We start from the raw sequence: 16,045 nt of genomic DNA on the forward strand, positions 1-16,045 counted from the left end.
CCGAAAATGCGCACCAGGTCAAGTTGTACAATAAAATAATCATTGTACAAGCCACCCCTGGCGGTTAAGGTGTTGTAATGCAGGTCAGAATTTTTGAGGACGCTATGGCCTTATACAGTATCGGTGATGTTGCCGAGCGCTGTGGAATCAACCCGGTTACACTGCGTGCCTGGCAGCGACGTTATGGTCTGTTAAAGCCGCAGCGCACCGAGGGTGGTCATCGACAATTTGATGATGAAGATGTTCAGCGAATCGAAGAGATTAAACGCTGGATAGAGAGCGGTGTGCCTGTCGGTAAAGTGAAAGCTTTACTGGAGGGCGAAACCGTTAATGTGCACGACGGCTGGACCGCACTGCAGGAGGAGTTGATGAGCGTGCTGCGCCACGTGCGCCCCTCCAAGCTGCGCACCAAAATTGCCGCTATCGGGCGCGAATACCCGGTGGATGCGCTGATTGATCACGTATTTGTGCCAGTAAGGCAGCGGCTCGGGCTGGATCAAAACACCGCGCGTACCATGTGCAGTCTGCTGGATGGCGCGCTGATCGATTACGTCGCGTTTTGTCTGGCCGGCGCGCGTAAAAAAGGCGGAAAAGATGCGCTGCTGATCGCCTGGAGCGTTGAGGATCGTACCCGTATCTGGCTTGAAGCCTGGCGCTTAGCCCAGCAGGGCTGGCGCATTGATGTGCTGGCTGAGCCGCTGGATATGCCGCGGCCTGAGCTGTTCCCCGGCCAGCATCTGTTTATCTGGACCGGCAAAAAACCGACGCGACGCCAGCTGGAGCAGTTTGAACACTGGCAGGCACAAGGTTTCTCTGTTCATCTCCACGGCCCTGCCTGATAAAAAATCGCACACGCGGCCTTTGCCTTGCCGGGTGTGCGCGTTATCATGCCGCACTCCATGACTTCTCTCAGGTTTACCTATGAACTGGAATAAAATCTTCATCGGCACACTGTTTGCTGTGATGGCCATTGGCGGCATGGGCGGCATGATGCTGGTCGGCTACAGCCTTATTCTGCATACCCACTGAGTTTGCGCTGCACGCGCTCCAGTAAGCGGTCACAAATCAGCGCCAGCAGCGCCACCAGCAGCGCGCCCTGAATTACATAGGCGGTGTTAAAGCCGCTCAATCCGATGATAACCGGCGAGCCCAGGCTCTCGGCGCCGACCGTTGACGCAATGGTTGCCGTGCCAATATTGATCATCACCGATGTCCGTATACCAGCCATAATCACCGGCGCAGCCAGCGCCAGCTCAACCTGCCACAAGCGCTGCCACGGCCCCATCCCCAGCCCAATGGCGATTTCGCGATTGCTGGCCGGGACGCTGTCGATGCCTGCCAGCGTGCCCTGCAGAATCGGCAGCAGCCCATACAGAAACAGCGCCATAATGGCCGGCGTCGCGCCGAAGCCCATTACCGGTACGGCGATGGCCAGTACCGCGACGGGCGGAAACGTTTGTCCGGCGGCCGCTACGGTCTCCAGCAGCGGGCGAAATGCCCGACCGGCGCTGCGTGTGGCAAACACCGCACAGCCAACGCCGACAATCACTGCCAGCGCACTGCCGCTGATCACCAGCGTAAGGTGCGCCAGCGCCAGCTGCCAGAAGCTCTCCTGCTGATAGAGCGGACGCTCCAGCTGTGGAAACCAGTGTGCAAACAGCGCCCCGCTGTGCGGCAAGCCCCACAGCAGCAGCCCAAACAGCGCCAGCAGCCAGTAAAGCGGATCGCGTAGCAGACGCATCAGCTCGCCTCCCGCTGGCGCAGGAGATCGCTGAAGTGCAGTACGCCCAACGGTTGCTGATACTGGTCAAGCACCGGCAGTTTGTCAGTGCGGCGCGCAATAAACTGCGACAGCGCTTCACGCAGGGTCAGCGACGCCTCAATCGGCTCGCCCTCCAGCCACTCACCGCGCCGCGCCGCGCTGCCTGCGCGTCCCAGCGCCAGCAGGCGCACGCCCAGCTCACTGCGGCCAAAGAATTCGCGCGCAAAATCATTAACCGGCTGCGTCAGCAGCTCAATCGGTTTACCCTGCTGCACAATCTCTCCGCCATCCATCAGCACCAGTTGATCGGCGAGCGTAAGCGCTTCGTCGATATCGTGCGTCACCAGCACCACGGTGCGCCCGGACAGTTTCTGAATGCGCAGCATCTCCTGCTGCAGCGCCTGCCGGTTAACCGGGTCCAGCGCGCCGAAGGGCTCATCCATCAGCAGCAGTTCCGGATCGGCCGCCAGCGCTCTCGCCACGCCGACACGCTGCTGCTGCCCGCCGGAGAGCTGATGCGGATAGCGCGTTGCCAGCTGGCTATCGAGATTAAGCAGCGCCAGCAGCTCATCGACCCGGGTGCGAATCTTCGCCTGCGGCCAGCCCAGCAGCGACGGCACGGTGGCGATGTTCTTCGCCACGTTCCAGTGCGGGAACAAGCCAATAGACTGAATGGCGTAGCCAATCCTGCGCCGCAGCGCACGCGCATTCATCTGCCCGATCGGCTCACCGGCAAAGCGGATCTCACCGCTATCATGCTCTACCAGCCGGTTGATCATCTTCAGCGTGGTCGATTTTCCGGAGCCGGAGGTGCCAATCAGCACGGTAAAACTGCCCTTTTCAATCTTCAGCGACAGATTGCGAATCGCCGCTTTACCGGCGAACGCTTTGCTCACCTGGTGAAATTCAATCATGACGTCTCTCCAGTAATGCCGATAGTACACGCAGCAGTGCATCAAACAGCACCGCAAGCGCCACCACCGGAATCACGCCCAGCAGCACCAGATCCAGCGCGCTGCTCAGTAATCCCTGAAACAGAATGGCACCAAAGCCGCCCGCACCAATCAGCGCAGCCACCACGGCCAGCCCAACGGTTTGTACCACCACCACGCGCAGGCCGGAGAGCCACACCGGCAGCGCCAGCGGTAGCTCTGCGTGCCAGAACTGCTGCCACGCGCTCATGCCCATACCGCGCGCAGTCTCGCGTACCTCCTGCGGCACCTGCTGTAATCCGGCCACCACGCTGCGCACCAGCGGCAGGAGCGCATACAGCACCAGCGCAATCAGCGCCGGCGCGATGCCGATACCGCTGATGCCCCAGCGGGCCAGCACCGGAAAGTGGGCAACCAGCCCGGCCAGTGGGGCGATCAGCAGGCCAAACAGCGCGACGGACGGCACGGTCTGGATCAGATTCAGCACGCTGAAGGCGGCGTTTTGCCAGCGGGCGCGCCGCGCAATTGCCAGCCCGAGCGGCACGCCGATAAGCAGGGTTGGCAAAAGCGTTCCTCCGAGCAGCAGCAGATGCTGACTGAAAGCGGCATCAAAGACCGCCGTGCGGTTGGCATACTCTTTCAGCAGGGATAGATGATCGAGATGGCCGCTAAGCAGCATCGCCAGCGGAAGTAGCCAGAGTTGCAGGTTGAGCAGAATACGCGGGATAGTTTTCGCAGTGAGTTGACGAATGGCCTCTGCCGCCAGCAGCAGTGACAGCGCTGCAGCGCACCACAATCCGCTGCCAAAGGCGGTTCGGGCCAGCGGACTGCCGCTACTGGCCAGTTGGGTCGCGCTATGTCCCCCTAACCAGATCAGCAGCACAAACAGCGCCTCGGCAGCCAGCAGCGCCATTAGCGTGCGCCCACGGCGCGGCGGCCACCACAACCCCTGCCATAACCCCAGTAAAGGCAGCAGCAGCGATGCGGCATACGGCACCTGCCACAGCATCAGCGGCTGACCGGAGACCAGCCGGTTAGCGGCAAAACTCAGCAGCGGCAGCGTAAACAGCGCCAGCGTAATCAATACACATAGCGCCAGCAGCACCGGCTGCTGGCGCGGTCGACGTAACAGCGATAACACGGGTTACAGCAACTTATTCTGCTGTAACCACTGCTTCGCGACCTGGCTGGCATCCTGACCGTCAACGGCAATCTGCGCGTTCAGCTGCTGCAGGGTCTTCTCATCCAGCTTGCTGAACACCGGCTTAAGCCAGGTGGCGATGTCAGGATACTGCTTCAGCACGCTTTCACGGATCACCGGGGCCGGTGCATAGATAGGCTGCACGCCTTTTGGATCGCTCAGCGTCTGCAGGCCCAGCGCCGCGACCGGGCCGTCAGTGCCGTAAGCCATGGCGGCGTTCACCCCGGAAGTTTGCTGCGCGGCGGCTTTGATGGTCACTGCGGTATCGCCGCCCGCCAGCGACAGCAGCTGCGACTGCTCCAGCTTAAAGCCGTAGGCTTTTTCAAAGGCCGGTAGCGCATCACCGCGCTCAATAAACTCCGCAGAGGCCGCCAGCTTAAAGGTGCCGCCCTTTTTCAGGTAAGCGCTGAGATCGTCCAGGGAGGTGAGTTTGTTCTGCTGCGCCACATCCCCGCGTACCGCAATGGTCCAGGTATTGTTGGCCGGGGCCGGCGTCAGCCACACCAAATGGTTTTTGTCCGCATCAAGCTGCTTCACCTTCTCGTAGCCCTGCTGCGCATTTTTCCACGCCGCGTCTTTCTCATCGTTGAAGAAGAACGCGCCGTTACCGGTATATTCCGGATAAATATCCAGTTCACCAGCGGTGATGGCACCGCGCACCACCTGCGTGGTGCCCAGCTGAATTTTATTCACGGTTTTAACGCCGTGTTTATCCAGCACCTGCAGAATAATGTTCCCCAGCAGCGAGCCTTCGGTATCGATTTTTGAACCGACTTTTACCGCATCAGCCGCCTGTGCAGCCCCCATACTCATCGCTAATGCGATCATCCCTAACACGCCCTGCTTGATCATGTCGCTTTCCTCAGCGTTGTTTTCTTCACGTGATAATCAAGCGTAGCCTGGCGAAACGGGATGGGGGCCGTCAAGCTGCGAACTTCATCTTTTTTCTGCTATTCAGTGCACTTTTTATAGAATGCTTTCGTTGCGCTTATAACCAAATGGAATTTTTATCTGCGCACTGGCGGCTTATTCTCATGCGTCCACTCATTACAATACATTACACAACATCATGTCCGACTTAACGTCTTCAGCGCATGTCGCGCAAGCAGGGAGTACGCCGCAGGGCGAAACGCAGTGGATTAGCAGCGCGGCTGACGTCTCCCGCCTGGTGAACCACAGTCACACATCGCGCAGCAACGCGCGCATTGTCATCGCGATTGCGCTCGGCGGCGTCTTTCTGGATGCTTACGATCTGGGCGCGCTGGCGTTCGGCATGAAAGATGTCACGCGCGAGTTTAATCTGACGCCAGCCGGCGCTGGTATGGTGGCCTCTGCCATCACGTTCGGCGCGATTATCGGTGCGCTGATTGGCGGGTATCTCACGGACAAAATCGGCCGTTATCGCGTGTTTATGGCGGACATGTTCTTCTTCGTGGTGGCCGCGCTGGCCTGCGCCTTCGCGCCAAATGAGTATGTGCTGACTGGCGCACGGTTTGTCATGGGGCTCGGCGTGGGGATCGATCTGCCGGTGGCGATGGCGTTTCTCGCCGAGTTTTCAAAATTGCGCGGTCAGGGCAACAAAGCCGCCAGCGTGGCGATGTGGTGCCCGACCTGGTATGCAGCGATCAGCATCTCCTACCTGCTGGTGCTGCTGCTGTATGCGGTGCTGCCGGAGAGCCACACTGACTGGCTGTGGCGCCTGATCCTTGGCTTTGGCGCCGTTCCCGCGCTGCTGATCATCGCCATCCGCAGCCGCTACATGAGCGAATCACCTGTCTGGGCCGCCAACCAGGGCAATCTGCACGGCGCGGCCGACATTCTGCGCAGCGCCTATAACATCAATGCGCAGGTCGCGGAGGATGCCGCCCTTCATCAGGCACAACCGGTACGTAAAGCCAGCTGGCGTAACTACGGCGCGCTGCTGCAGGGTGTCTATCGCCGCCGTACCCTTCTGGCCACCGTGACCTCGATTGCCTCATCGTTTGCCTATAACGCGGTGGCGTTCGGCCTGCCGGTGATTATCTCCAGCTTCCTGGCGCAGTCGATGCTGACCACCATTCTGGTCTCGCTGGCGCTGAACCTGCTGTTCGCTTTTGTTGGCGGTCTGCTGGCGGTACGCCTGGTGCCGCGCCTGGGGGCGTGGAAAATGTCAGTCGCCGGCTATAGCTGCCAGTGTATCGCGCTGCTGGGGCTGGCACTGATTGGGCGTCCGGAAGGGGGCGAGCAGGCGGCCGTGGCGATTGCGATGCTGGCGCTGTTCCTGTTCGGACAGGGCTTCGGGCCAGGATCGCACACCATGACCTTCGCGTCACTGAGCTATCCGACGTCCCTGCGCGGCATCGGCGTGGGCTTTAATCAGACGCTGATGCGCGGCAGCTCCACGGTCTCACTGTTTGTGTTCCCGCTGCTGGTCGCCGCGTTCGGTACCGGCGTGTTCTGGGTTATCCTGCTGGCGCCGCTGGCGGGTCTGCTGGCGCTGCTGACGATTCGCTGGGAGCCCTCAGGCTACGATGTGGATGCGGAAGATTTTCACTGATCGATATAACGCCTCGCGATGAGGCGTTACTGTTATGCGGTAAGGCGGAAGTCACCCAGCGTGGTAGGGATGCGCGGAAAGGTATGCAGGAACCACGGGGTGAATTTCGCGGGCTCATCCTGCATCTCCTGCTGAATTTGCGCAATCGAGCGGTAGCACCAGTCATCGGCCTCTTCCGGGTTCAGCCGCGGCTCTTCATCGCTGATGGCAAAAAAGACGTGGCCGTACTCGTGCTCAATCAAACCATTACTGAGCGGCAGGTTATAGCTCAACTCAAATACCGGCGTTAACGCCAGCTCCAGCCCCATCTCTTCGCGCAAACGGCGCTCGGCAGCATCCCGCGTGGGCTCCTGCGGATAGGGGTGGCTACAGCAGGTGTTACTCCACAAACCGCCACAGTGATATTTGCCGCTGGCACGGCGTTGCAGCAGCAGTTCATGGCGCGAATTGAACACGTAAACCGTGACTGCCCGATGCAGTAAGCCCTTCTCATGCACCTCCAGCTTTTCCATCTTGCCGGTGGGACGATCGAGGTGGTCAACGAGGATAACTTCAATGGCGGGCATGACAACTCCTTAGGAAAAATCGCAGGTATTGTACACAATCCCTGGTGCGTCGACGGAGAAAATCGCGCACATTCCGTGCGCTGGCGCGATAAGCAGTAAGCTTAGCAGCCAGAGGAAAAAGCGTAAAAAAAGCTTTATGTTGGGCGGGAGAACAGGCGCCCCGTAGGGCGCCAGGGTATTACAGTTTAAAACTCTGCACGACAAGCTCCAGCTGCACGCTCTGCTCCTCCATCGCATGCGCGGCGGCAGAGACCTGCTCCACCAGTGCGGCGTTCTGCTGGGTGCTGCCATCCAGCTGGGTAATCGCCACGTTCACCTGCTCAATGCCCAGGCTCTGTTCGCGGCTGGCGGACATGATTTCGCTCATCAGCGTGGTGACGCTACTGACGCCCTGCATCAGCTCATCCATGGTTTGCCCGGCCTGCTCCACCAGCTGGCTGCCGGTATCGATATTCGCTACCGACTCCTCAATCAGCTTTTTAATCTCCCGTGCGGAGTTGGCAGAGCGCTGTGCCAGATTGCGCACTTCCGAGGCAACCACGGCAAAGCCACGCCCCTGCTCACCGGCACGAGCGGCCTCAACGGCGGCGTTCAGTGCCAGGATGTTGGTCTGGAAGGCGATACTGTCGATAACGCTGATGATATCCACCACTTTACGTGACGAGTGGTTAATCGCGCCCATGGTACTCACCACCTGACGCACCACTTCGGTACCGCGTGCCGCCACCTGCGAGGCGCCGTCAGCCAGCTGATTCGCATGGGTCGCGTTATCGGCGTTCTGACGTACCGTACCGGTCAGCTCCTCCATTGAGGCGGCCGTTTCGACGATTGAACTGGCCTGCGATTCGGTACGCGCCGAGAGGTCGGCGTTGCCGCTGGCGATCTCGCGCGAGGCGGCCGTGATCGCCAGCGCGCTATCGCCCACCTGACGCATCAGCCCTGCAGATAGGAGATGAACTGGTTGAAGCTCTGCGCCACTGCGTTGAACTCCGGGCTGTTACTGGCAGGCAGACGCTGCGTTAAGTCCGCACCGCCGGTTGAGAGCGCTTCGATATTGCTGTTCAGCAAGCGCAGGCGCTGCATCATGGCCCGCACAAAGCCAAGCAGCACCAGCAGCAGGATAATTGCCAGCGGAATCTGCACCAGGCCAAGACGCGTTAACATGCTGTGCGTCTGCGCATCCAGCAGGCTGGAGGGCACATCGCTGGCGAGATACCACGGACTGCCGGGAATTGCCTGCAGGAACAGCGTGTGCTCGCCATCTTCACCGTCAAACGTGGTTTGCGTGGGCTGGCTGGCGCCCTGTGCCAGCAGGCCTTTCAGCGCAGCGGCCATCGGCAGCTGCGTATCTGCCAGATTCTCCAGCTTCGGCGTGCCGTCTACCAGCGCGGCGTTGCCCACCACTTTGCCGTCCGCTTCAACAATCAGTACGCGGCCATGGATCGCTTCGCCCATCTGTTTAGCCAGCTGATTGAAGAAGCCCAGCGTCACGTCAATGGTTGCCACGCCCCACGCGGTACCATTGCGGTAAATCGCCATGGCACAGTTGGTACGCGGCTGCGGACTGGCAGCATCCTGATACGCTTTGGCCCAGGCGCACTGGCCTTTCGCTGCGGCAAGACCGTCTTTGTACCACGGCTGCTCCCAGTACTTGTCGGCAGCATCGGAGTTCCAGTAGGTGTTGACCTGTAACTGATTACTGGCGTTGCGCGCAAAGAAGGTGCTGTCCTTCTCTTTCGCCGGATCGCGACGGTTGGGCAGCGGCCAGATACCGCCGCCAAACACGTTGCTGTCCTGATACTGGTTCACCAGCGCAGGCAGCAGCGTATCAATGGTAGCGCTCTCCATCACGCCGGTGGCCTCGGTAATGGCCCGCTGCTGCGCCTGCACCCGGTTCATCTGTTCGACGATGCGCCCGGCGAGGCCATCCACCTCGTAACGCACCAGACGACTTTCGTTCTGGCTAAGCTGTGGCGCAATAAATTGGTTGATCACCAGCACGGTGACCAGCATCAAAACAACAAAGAAAGCGATTAAGGTCGCGGTAAAACGGGATTGTGTGGTTTTTAACATCTGAGTGCCCTTACCCTGGTTGGCGAGTTGCCTGATCGAGGTTAACGGCGTGTTAAAAGGGAACTTGAGGTGCGCAGGATCACGAATCGGTGAAATTGTTGAATTTGGAGATTATTTAGGTGGGGCGTGCGCCCTTCCCCACCCTGCACATCACACGGGCGGCGGTGCCACTACCTCCTGGCGCGGTCGAAACACATGATCGCTGCCTTCGGCCAGCAGACGCTGCAGCAGCTGCTGACCGCCGCCCTCGTCCGCTTGCGCAAACAGGCGCTCGGCTTCGGTAACGGGCGTGGCCCATAGCAGGTTCGGGCGATCGCCATCGCGTTTGGGCAGCCGGAACTGAGCGGTTTCCGGTGCCAGGCCATTTGCCAGCAGGAAACTCTCAAAACCCACCGGCGCGACTTCGGAAGCCAGCGTGTGCCCCTCTCCCAGCCACGTCAGGCGTGCCCAGGGCAGGTGCGCAAACTCGGCCAGCGCACTGGCCATCTGCACGGCGTTGGCTTCGGTCATCACTTCGCCGTCTACCGCCATCGCCAGTTCAACGCGCCGGTACTGCGGCGCCAGCTCATCAAACAGGTAATCCACCTGCGGCATCGGGCGGATACTCATGCCAAGCGTCAGGAAGTACCACACACCGTTATGCCAGTGCTGCGAAATGGCCATCGGCGGCCAGCTTCCCTGGTCAATGGCGTAATACTTCACCGATTCACCAAACTGCGCCTGGTAGCTCTGCAGCAGATCGCGCTGCACCGTATCCCACAGGTGACCATCGTGCCAGTCACGCCAGAAGTGGCGCTGCTGCTCGGCACGCGCATAGTACGCATTGGTGGATGCCGAGCCGAGCGGCGCCGTCAGACGGTTCTCTTTGATACAGCCTGCCGAAAAACTCACCTGCTTATCCTGATAGAGGCTCCAGCCTGGAATCACCGCCAGCAGCTGGCCGTAGTACCAGAGCGCCGCGCCGTCGTCGCTGGGTTCCCACAGGATCTGCAAACCGGCGGGATCAAGCATCGGTTCGGCTTCGAGCGTGCGGCAGTACCCGGCGCTGAGCAGTGGCGCAATGCCCTGCTCCATCGCGGCACGATCCTCCTGCGCCGGTGCCGGCAGCAGGTTCCGCAGCCAGCAGCCGCGTACCGCATACTGGCTGCGGAACAGATCGTTCGGCCAGATGTAGAAATAGGCGGTGCGCGCATCCTGTTCGACGATGGCGGTTAATGTATGTTGCTGATTCGGCACCTCAGCAATCAGGGGTTGGTGTGTCATAACGCCTCGACAATGCCTGTGGGGTCCGTTTCCCCCGAGAATAGAGCAGGATCGGCACTCGCGCCACGTGACACAAGGGTAAAACTCTCAAAGTGCGCGGCGTCACTTAAGGAGGGCTGATGTTTGCCGGCGGGTTGTGCTGTAAAGCTTCAGATTTATTCGCGATTATTTTGCCGTTTCGCATGCTATTGTCAGCGCACTCTCTTGTCCGGAGCGCCCTGCATGACGCTGCAAAATCTCGATCTGAACCTGCGCGACGTAGTGATTTTCGCCTTTCTGCTGTGGCTATTTATCCGCTACACGTGGGTTATGACAGCCGTCACGCTGATGCTGGGCGGTGCTGCCCTGCTGCTGCTGTTACCGCTGGACATCTACTATTTTCTGCCGCCGCTGGCACTGCTCGGCGCGGGGCTGGGGATGCTGCTCCACCATGTTCAGCAGCGCCGGCTGGCGTTACAGCGTCAGGCCCGCGCGCCGCGCGCGTACATGCAAAAACAGGATGAGTTTCACCTGTAGCGCGCATCGCGGCCCATACGTTGCATGGCGCGTGCATACGCACCGCGCTGAATAGACCAGCGCAGCGTTGCCGCGATCAACATCATCTTTTTATCTACCCACCGCTGCGTAAGCGGCCCGACCGGCTGCCCGGTTAACTGCTGCGCCCATAGCGGCAGTAATCCCCGGCCGGCCTCCAGCATGGTGCGCATGGCCGGCTTCGCCAGCAGGCTGGGTGCCGGGGCGTTAAACAGCAGCTGCATCACTTCGCGCGTACGTTCATCAAACACCAGCTCCGCACGCATCGCCTGCAGATAGGCCTCCACGTCCTGCACGCTTTTGGGTAGCCGTTGTGCGCCAAGGGCTTCAGCAACCCGCGCGGCTTCCCGGTAGTAACGGTCCTGATCGGCCAGGCTGAGCTGCGGATTTTTGTAGCGCAGATGGGCAGCGAGAAAACGGCTGGTCTCCGCCACGTGCACCCAGGTGAGCAGGTGCGGATCGCTTGCGGCATAAGCCTTACCCGCGTTATCAACGCCGGCCACGCGCAGGTGGATACGTTTGACGCGCTCAATCAGCAGCCTGGCATCCCGGGTATTACCAAAGGTGGTGACGGCAATGAACTGGCTGGTGCGCCGCAGCCGGCCCAGCATGTCCTCACGGAAATTGGAGTGATCCCATACGCCTGCCAGCGCGGCCGGATGCAGCATTTGCAGCATCAGCGCACTGATACCGCCGCACAGCATGGCGGGAAAATCGCCGTGAATGCGCCAGATAATATGATCGGGACCAAACAGGCCGGGATCGCCGGGTGGCTGGGAGATATCAAATTCGTTGAGCGACAGGCCATTCAGGCGAAAGACCTGCTGCTCGATGCGATGGCGAAGATTCATAATAGTGACACGTTATGCTGATTAACCGGCCCGGCACAGAGGCCGGGCCGGCGACGTTACACCAGCATACCATGCCGGGTCAGCATTGCTGCTGCCCCTCTGGCTTACAGATAATCGAACTGCGCATCCTGCGTGCGTACCGAATCCAGGCCAATCATCACGTTAAACTTGCCCGGTTCCGCCACGTGCTGCATTTTCTGATTCCAGAACTTCAGCGCATCGACATCAATCTTAAAGCGCACGGTTTGCGACTCCCCGGCCTTCAGCATAATGCGCTGGAAGCCGCGTAACTCCTGCACCGGACGACTGATGCTGGCGACCGGATCGTTAAGATACATCTGCACCACCGTCGCCCCGTCGCGCTTGCCGGTGTTGGTTACCGTCACGCTGGCTTCTACCGTGCCGTTGCGCGGCATGGTTTTGGCCGACATCTTCACCGGTGAGACGGTAAAGGTGGTGTAGCTCAGGCCGTAACCAAACGGATAGAGCGGACCGTTCACCGCATCATAGTAGTGAGAGGTATATTTGTTTGGCTTCTCGAAGTTATAAGGGCGGCCAGTTGGCAGGTGGTTGTAGTAGATCGGAATCTGCCCGACCGAGCGCGGGAAGGAGACCGGCAGCTTGCCCGATGGGTTGTAGTCACCGAACAGCACATCCGCGATGGCGTTACCGCCTTCGGTGCCGCTAAACCAGGTCTCCAGCATCGCGTCGGCCATCTTATCCTGATTCACCACCGTCAGCGGGCGGCCATTCATCAGCACGATCACCAGCGGTTTGCCGGTGGCTTTCAGCGCCGCCAGCAGCGCCTGCTGGCTGGCCGGGATGGTCAGCTCGCTACGGCTGGAGGCTTCATGCGCCATCCCCTGCGCTTCGCCGACTGCCGCTACCACCACATCGGCTTTTTTCGCCTGGGCCACAGCTTCATCAATCAGCTGCTGCGGCGAGCGCGTATCAACGCTGACCGCCTGCTCATACAGATTAAGGAAGTTCTGGATGCCTTTGTTGTCCGACACATTGGCTCCTTTGGCATACAACACGGTACCTTTGCCGGCCATGGCATTGCGCATACCCTGCAACAGGGTAATCGACTGCTTCGCCACACCTGCTGCTGACCAGCTGCCCATGATGTCGCGCTGGCTGTCCGCCAGCGGGCCGACCAGCGCCACGGTCGCCTCTTTTTGCAGCGGCAGCGTTTCACGCCAGTTTTTCAGCAGGACGATACTTTTACGCGCCACGTCACGCGCTTCCGCGCGGTGCAGACGGCTTTCGGCATTGGTGTCCTGCGGATCGCTGCCTTTTGGTCCCAGATGACTATAGGGATCGTTAAACAGCCCCATATCATATTTGACGTTCAGCACGTGGCGCGCCGCATCGTCAATCTCCGCCATGGTCACCGCGCCGCTTTTTACCAGCCCCGGCAGGTATTTGCTGTAGTACTCGTCGCTCATACTCATGTCGATGCCGGATTTCAGCGCAATGCGTACCGCTTCCTGCGGATCGCTGGCGACGCCGTGCTTAATCAGCTCTTTAATCGCGCCGTGATCGCTAATGGTAATGCCTTTGAATTTCCACTCGCTGCGCAGCAGATCTTTCAGCAGCCAGCTGTCGGCGGTGGCTGGCGTGCCATTCAGCGAGTTCAGCGCCACCATCACGCCGCCGCTGCCGGCATCCAGTGAGGCTTTATATGGCGGCAGATAGTCCTGGAACAGGCGCTGCGGGCTCATGTCGACGGTGTTGTAATCGCGGCCGCCCTCCACGGCGCCATAGGCAGCAAAGTGCTTAACGCTGGTCATGATCGAGTAGCGATCCGCCGCGCTTTTGCCCTGCATGGCTTTTACCATGGTGCTACCCATTTGCGATGTCAGATAGGTATCCTCGCCGAACCCTTCGGAGCCACGGCCCCAGCGCGGTTCGCGTGACACATCCACCATCGGTGCCCACGTCATGTTGAGGCCATCGTCGGCGGCTTCCCGGGCGGAGACGCGGCCCACTTCGCCGATCGCCTCGAGATCCCAGCTGGCGGCCAGGCCGAGCGGAATCGGGAAGATGGTGCGCTGACCGTGCACCACATCGTAGGCGAAGAATAGGGGGATTTTCAGGCGGCTGAGTTGCATCACCTGATCCTGCATGGCGCGGATATCCTGACGCGTCACGGTATTGAAGATGGCCCCAACCTGACCGTGCTGAATCATGTCGCGGATCGCCTCTTTCGGCGTATCCGGACCGACGCTGATCAGGCGCATCTGGCCGATCTTTTCGTCGAGGGTCATTTTGCTGAGCAGCTGATTAACAAAGGCGTCACGCGCCTGTTCACTCATCGGGTGCGTGCCAGGCAGCGCATCCGCAAAGGCAGGCTGCAGGGCAAGGGAGACAGCGAGGCTAACAGAGTAAATCCATTTCATCAGGTCGGGTTCTCATAAGTGACTGCGCAATATCGAAATAGCCCGGGCAGTTTGCCACAAGATGAGGATAGCAGGTAGCCGCCAATGTCACACAGCGACCATGCCGCTGACGCGTGCTACAGTAGAAGCGCCATGTTAACGACAAGGATAGGCCCATGCATAACACTCCCTCACACCCGGCCCTGCTGGCCGAACTGCGTCGTTTAGTCGGGCCAGCCAACCTGCTGACCGACGCGGAGCAGACCGCACGCTATCGCAAAGGTTTCCGCTCCGGCGAAGGCGAAGCGCTGGCGGTGGCGTTTCCCGGCTCGCTGCTGGAGCTCTGGCGCCTGCTGCAGGCGCTGGTGAAGGCCGACGCAGTGATCCTGATGCAGGCGGCCAACACCGGCCTGACGGAAGGCTCCACGCCAAACGGCAACGATTACGATCGCCCGGTGGTGATCATCAGCACGCTGCGCCTGGATAAACTACAGCTGATCGACGGCGGCAAACAGATTCTCGCCTTCCCCGGCAGCACGCTATACCAGCTGGAGAAAACGCTTAAACCGCTGGGACGCGAACCGCACTCGGTTATCGGCTCATCGTGTATTGGCGCCTCTGTTATGGGCGGCATCTGCAACAACTCCGGTGGCTCGCTGATTAAACGCGGCCCGGCCTACAGCGAGATGGCGCTGTTTGCCCAGGTGGACGCTGACGGCAAGCTCAAGCTGGTGAACCACCTTGGCATTGATCTCGGCCACTCGCCGGAAGAGATGCTGGGGCGTTTGGATGACGATCGCTGGCAGCCCGACGATGTGCGCTGGGACGAGCGACACGCCTCCGATCATGAATATGCGGAGCGCGTGCGCGATATTCAGGCTGATACCCCGGCACGCTTTAACGCCGATGCGCGTCGCCTGTTTGAAGCCTCCGGCTGCGCCGGCAAGCTGGCGGTGTTTGCGGTGCGTCTGGATACCTTCCCCACTGAACCAAAGCAGCAGGTGTTCTATATCGGCACCAACGATCCGGCCACGCTGGGGGAGATTCGCCGCCACATTCTGGCGGAGTTCACGCATCTGCCGGTGGCGGGTGAATATATGCACCGCGACATTTTTGATATCGCACAGGTGTACGGTAAAGACACTTTTGTGATGATTGATAAACTCGGCACCGACAAGATGCCGCTGTTTTTCACCCTGAAAGGCCGCGTGGATGCCTGGCTGGCGAAGCTGAGCTTTGTGAAGCCGCACCTTACCGACCGCGTGTTGCAGCGCATCAGCGGCTGGTTGCCCGCGCATCTGCCCAAACGTCTCAAACAGTACCGCGATAAGTTTGAGCACCACCTGATGCTGAAAATGTCGGGCGACGGCGTGGCCGAAGCGCAGGCCTGGCTGCAGGAGTACTTCCGCGAAGGCGGCGGCGAGTTTTTCGCCTGCGACGCTAAAGAGGGTGCGCACGCATTTCTGCATCGCTTTGCCGCCGCCGGAGCAGCCGTGCGTTATCACGCGGTGCATGCTGATGAAGTAGAGGATATTCTGGCGCTGGATATCGCGCTGCGCCGCAACGATCGCGACTGGTTTGAGCAGCTACCGCCGGAATTTGATCGGGATTTGATTCATCGTCTCTACTACGGCCACTTCTTCTGCCACGTGTTCCATCAGGATTACATTGTCAAAAAAGGCGTTGATGCACATGCCCTGAAGGCGCGCATGCTGGCGCTGCTTGAGGCGCGCGGCGCGGAGTATCCGGCGGAGCATAATGTCGGTCATCTGTATGAGGCCAAACCGCAGCTGCAGGCGTTTTATCGCCGGCTTGACCCAACCAATACCTTTAATCCGGGTATAGGGAAAACCAGCAAGCAGAAAGGGTGGGCGGTGAAGGTTTGAAGGATATAACCCCAGGTGGCCATGAATGCCCACCTGGGGTTGTAGGGTCGGCATTTGTGC

General features: G+C 60.0%; 12 protein-coding genes and 1 pseudogene. 4 read left to right on the forward strand and 9 right to left on the reverse strand.

What is annotated here, in order from left to right:
* The first annotated feature begins 104 nt into the window (after window positions 1-104).
* Complete coding sequence (locus tag HA48_RS11585) at window positions 105-839, forward strand: MerR family transcriptional regulator (protein ID WP_128601470.1); 735 nt, start codon at window positions 105-107, stop codon at window positions 837-839.
* A gap of 170 nt (window positions 840-1,009) precedes the next feature.
* Here the strand turns inward: HA48_RS11585 and HA48_RS11590 are convergent, their stop codons facing one another.
* Genes HA48_RS11590 through osmF form a run of 4 tightly spaced genes read right to left on the reverse strand, consistent with a single transcriptional unit; the run spans window position 1,010 to window position 4,747 of the window.
* Window positions 1,010-1,741 carry an ABC transporter permease gene (locus HA48_RS11590; RefSeq protein WP_128601447.1) on the reverse strand — a complete coding sequence of 244 codons (732 nt, stop codon included), beginning with the start codon at window positions 1,739-1,741 and terminating at the stop codon, window positions 1,010-1,012.
* Window positions 1,741-2,676, reverse strand: coding sequence for an ABC transporter ATP-binding protein (locus tag HA48_RS11595; RefSeq protein ID WP_128601448.1), 936 nt, complete (start codon window positions 2,674-2,676; stop codon window positions 1,741-1,743). Before HA48_RS11595 ends, HA48_RS11590 begins: the two co-directional genes overlap by 1 nt.
* Complete coding sequence (locus tag HA48_RS11600; protein ID WP_128601449.1) at window positions 2,669-3,835, reverse strand: ABC transporter permease; 1,167 nt, start codon at window positions 3,833-3,835, stop codon at window positions 2,669-2,671. The genes HA48_RS11595 and HA48_RS11600 overlap by 8 nt, the downstream gene beginning before the upstream one ends.
* Before the next feature lie 3 nt (window positions 3,836-3,838).
* On the reverse strand, window positions 3,839-4,747 hold the full coding sequence (gene osmF / locus HA48_RS11605; protein ID WP_128601450.1) for a glycine betaine ABC transporter substrate-binding protein OsmF: 909 nt from the start codon (window positions 4,745-4,747) through the stop codon (window positions 3,839-3,841).
* 217 nt (window positions 4,748-4,964) lie between these two features.
* Here osmF and HA48_RS11610 point away from each other — a divergent pair, with 217 nt between their 5' ends.
* On the forward strand, window positions 4,965-6,431 hold the full coding sequence (locus tag HA48_RS11610; RefSeq protein WP_128601451.1) for an MFS transporter: 1,467 nt from the start codon (window positions 4,965-4,967) through the stop codon (window positions 6,429-6,431).
* 32 nt (window positions 6,432-6,463) lie between these two features.
* Here the strand turns inward: HA48_RS11610 and idi are convergent, their stop codons facing one another.
* From idi to HA48_RS11625, 3 genes and pseudogenes are all read right to left on the reverse strand, one after another.
* Window positions 6,464-6,997, reverse strand: a complete 534-nt coding sequence (idi, locus tag HA48_RS11615) for an isopentenyl-diphosphate Delta-isomerase (RefSeq protein ID WP_128601452.1) — start codon at window positions 6,995-6,997, stop codon at window positions 6,464-6,466.
* Window positions 6,998-7,175: 178 nt separating this feature from the next.
* Window positions 7,176-9,070 (reverse strand): annotated as a pseudogene (locus HA48_RS22795) (methyl-accepting chemotaxis protein).
* Window positions 9,071-9,220: 150 nt separating this feature from the next.
* Window positions 9,221-10,333, reverse strand: a complete 1,113-nt coding sequence (locus tag HA48_RS11625; RefSeq protein WP_128601453.1) for a suppressor of fused domain protein — start codon at window positions 10,331-10,333, stop codon at window positions 9,221-9,223.
* Window positions 10,334-10,555: 222 nt separating this feature from the next.
* Between HA48_RS11625 and HA48_RS11630 the strand changes: the two genes are divergently transcribed.
* Window positions 10,556-10,849: a hypothetical protein gene (locus HA48_RS11630; RefSeq protein WP_128601454.1), complete on the forward strand. Its 294-nt coding sequence runs from the start codon at window positions 10,556-10,558 to the stop codon at window positions 10,847-10,849.
* On the opposite strand, the gene HA48_RS11635 is transcribed toward HA48_RS11630, so the two are convergent.
* Together HA48_RS11635 and bglX are read right to left on the reverse strand one after the other, a co-directional pair.
* Complete coding sequence (locus tag HA48_RS11635; RefSeq protein ID WP_128601455.1) at window positions 10,840-11,721, reverse strand: oxygenase MpaB family protein; 882 nt, start codon at window positions 11,719-11,721, stop codon at window positions 10,840-10,842. The two genes, HA48_RS11630 and HA48_RS11635, sit on opposite strands and share 10 nt — an antisense overlap.
* A gap of 101 nt (window positions 11,722-11,822) precedes the next feature.
* Window positions 11,823-14,120 (reverse strand): beta-glucosidase BglX, encoded by a 2,298-nt coding sequence (gene bglX, locus HA48_RS11640; protein WP_128601456.1) that lies wholly within the window; start codon window positions 14,118-14,120, stop codon window positions 11,823-11,825.
* Window positions 14,121-14,275: 155 nt separating this feature from the next.
* On the opposite strand from bglX, the gene dld reads away from it, so the two are divergent.
* Window positions 14,276-15,985 (forward strand): D-lactate dehydrogenase, encoded by a 1,710-nt coding sequence (gene dld, locus HA48_RS11645; RefSeq protein WP_128601457.1) that lies wholly within the window; start codon window positions 14,276-14,278, stop codon window positions 15,983-15,985.
* Window positions 15,986-16,045 lie beyond the last annotated feature (60 nt).

It is taken from the genome of Pantoea wallisii (assembly GCF_002095485.1).
Lineage (GTDB): Bacteria > Pseudomonadota > Gammaproteobacteria > Enterobacterales > Enterobacteriaceae > Pantoea > Pantoea wallisii.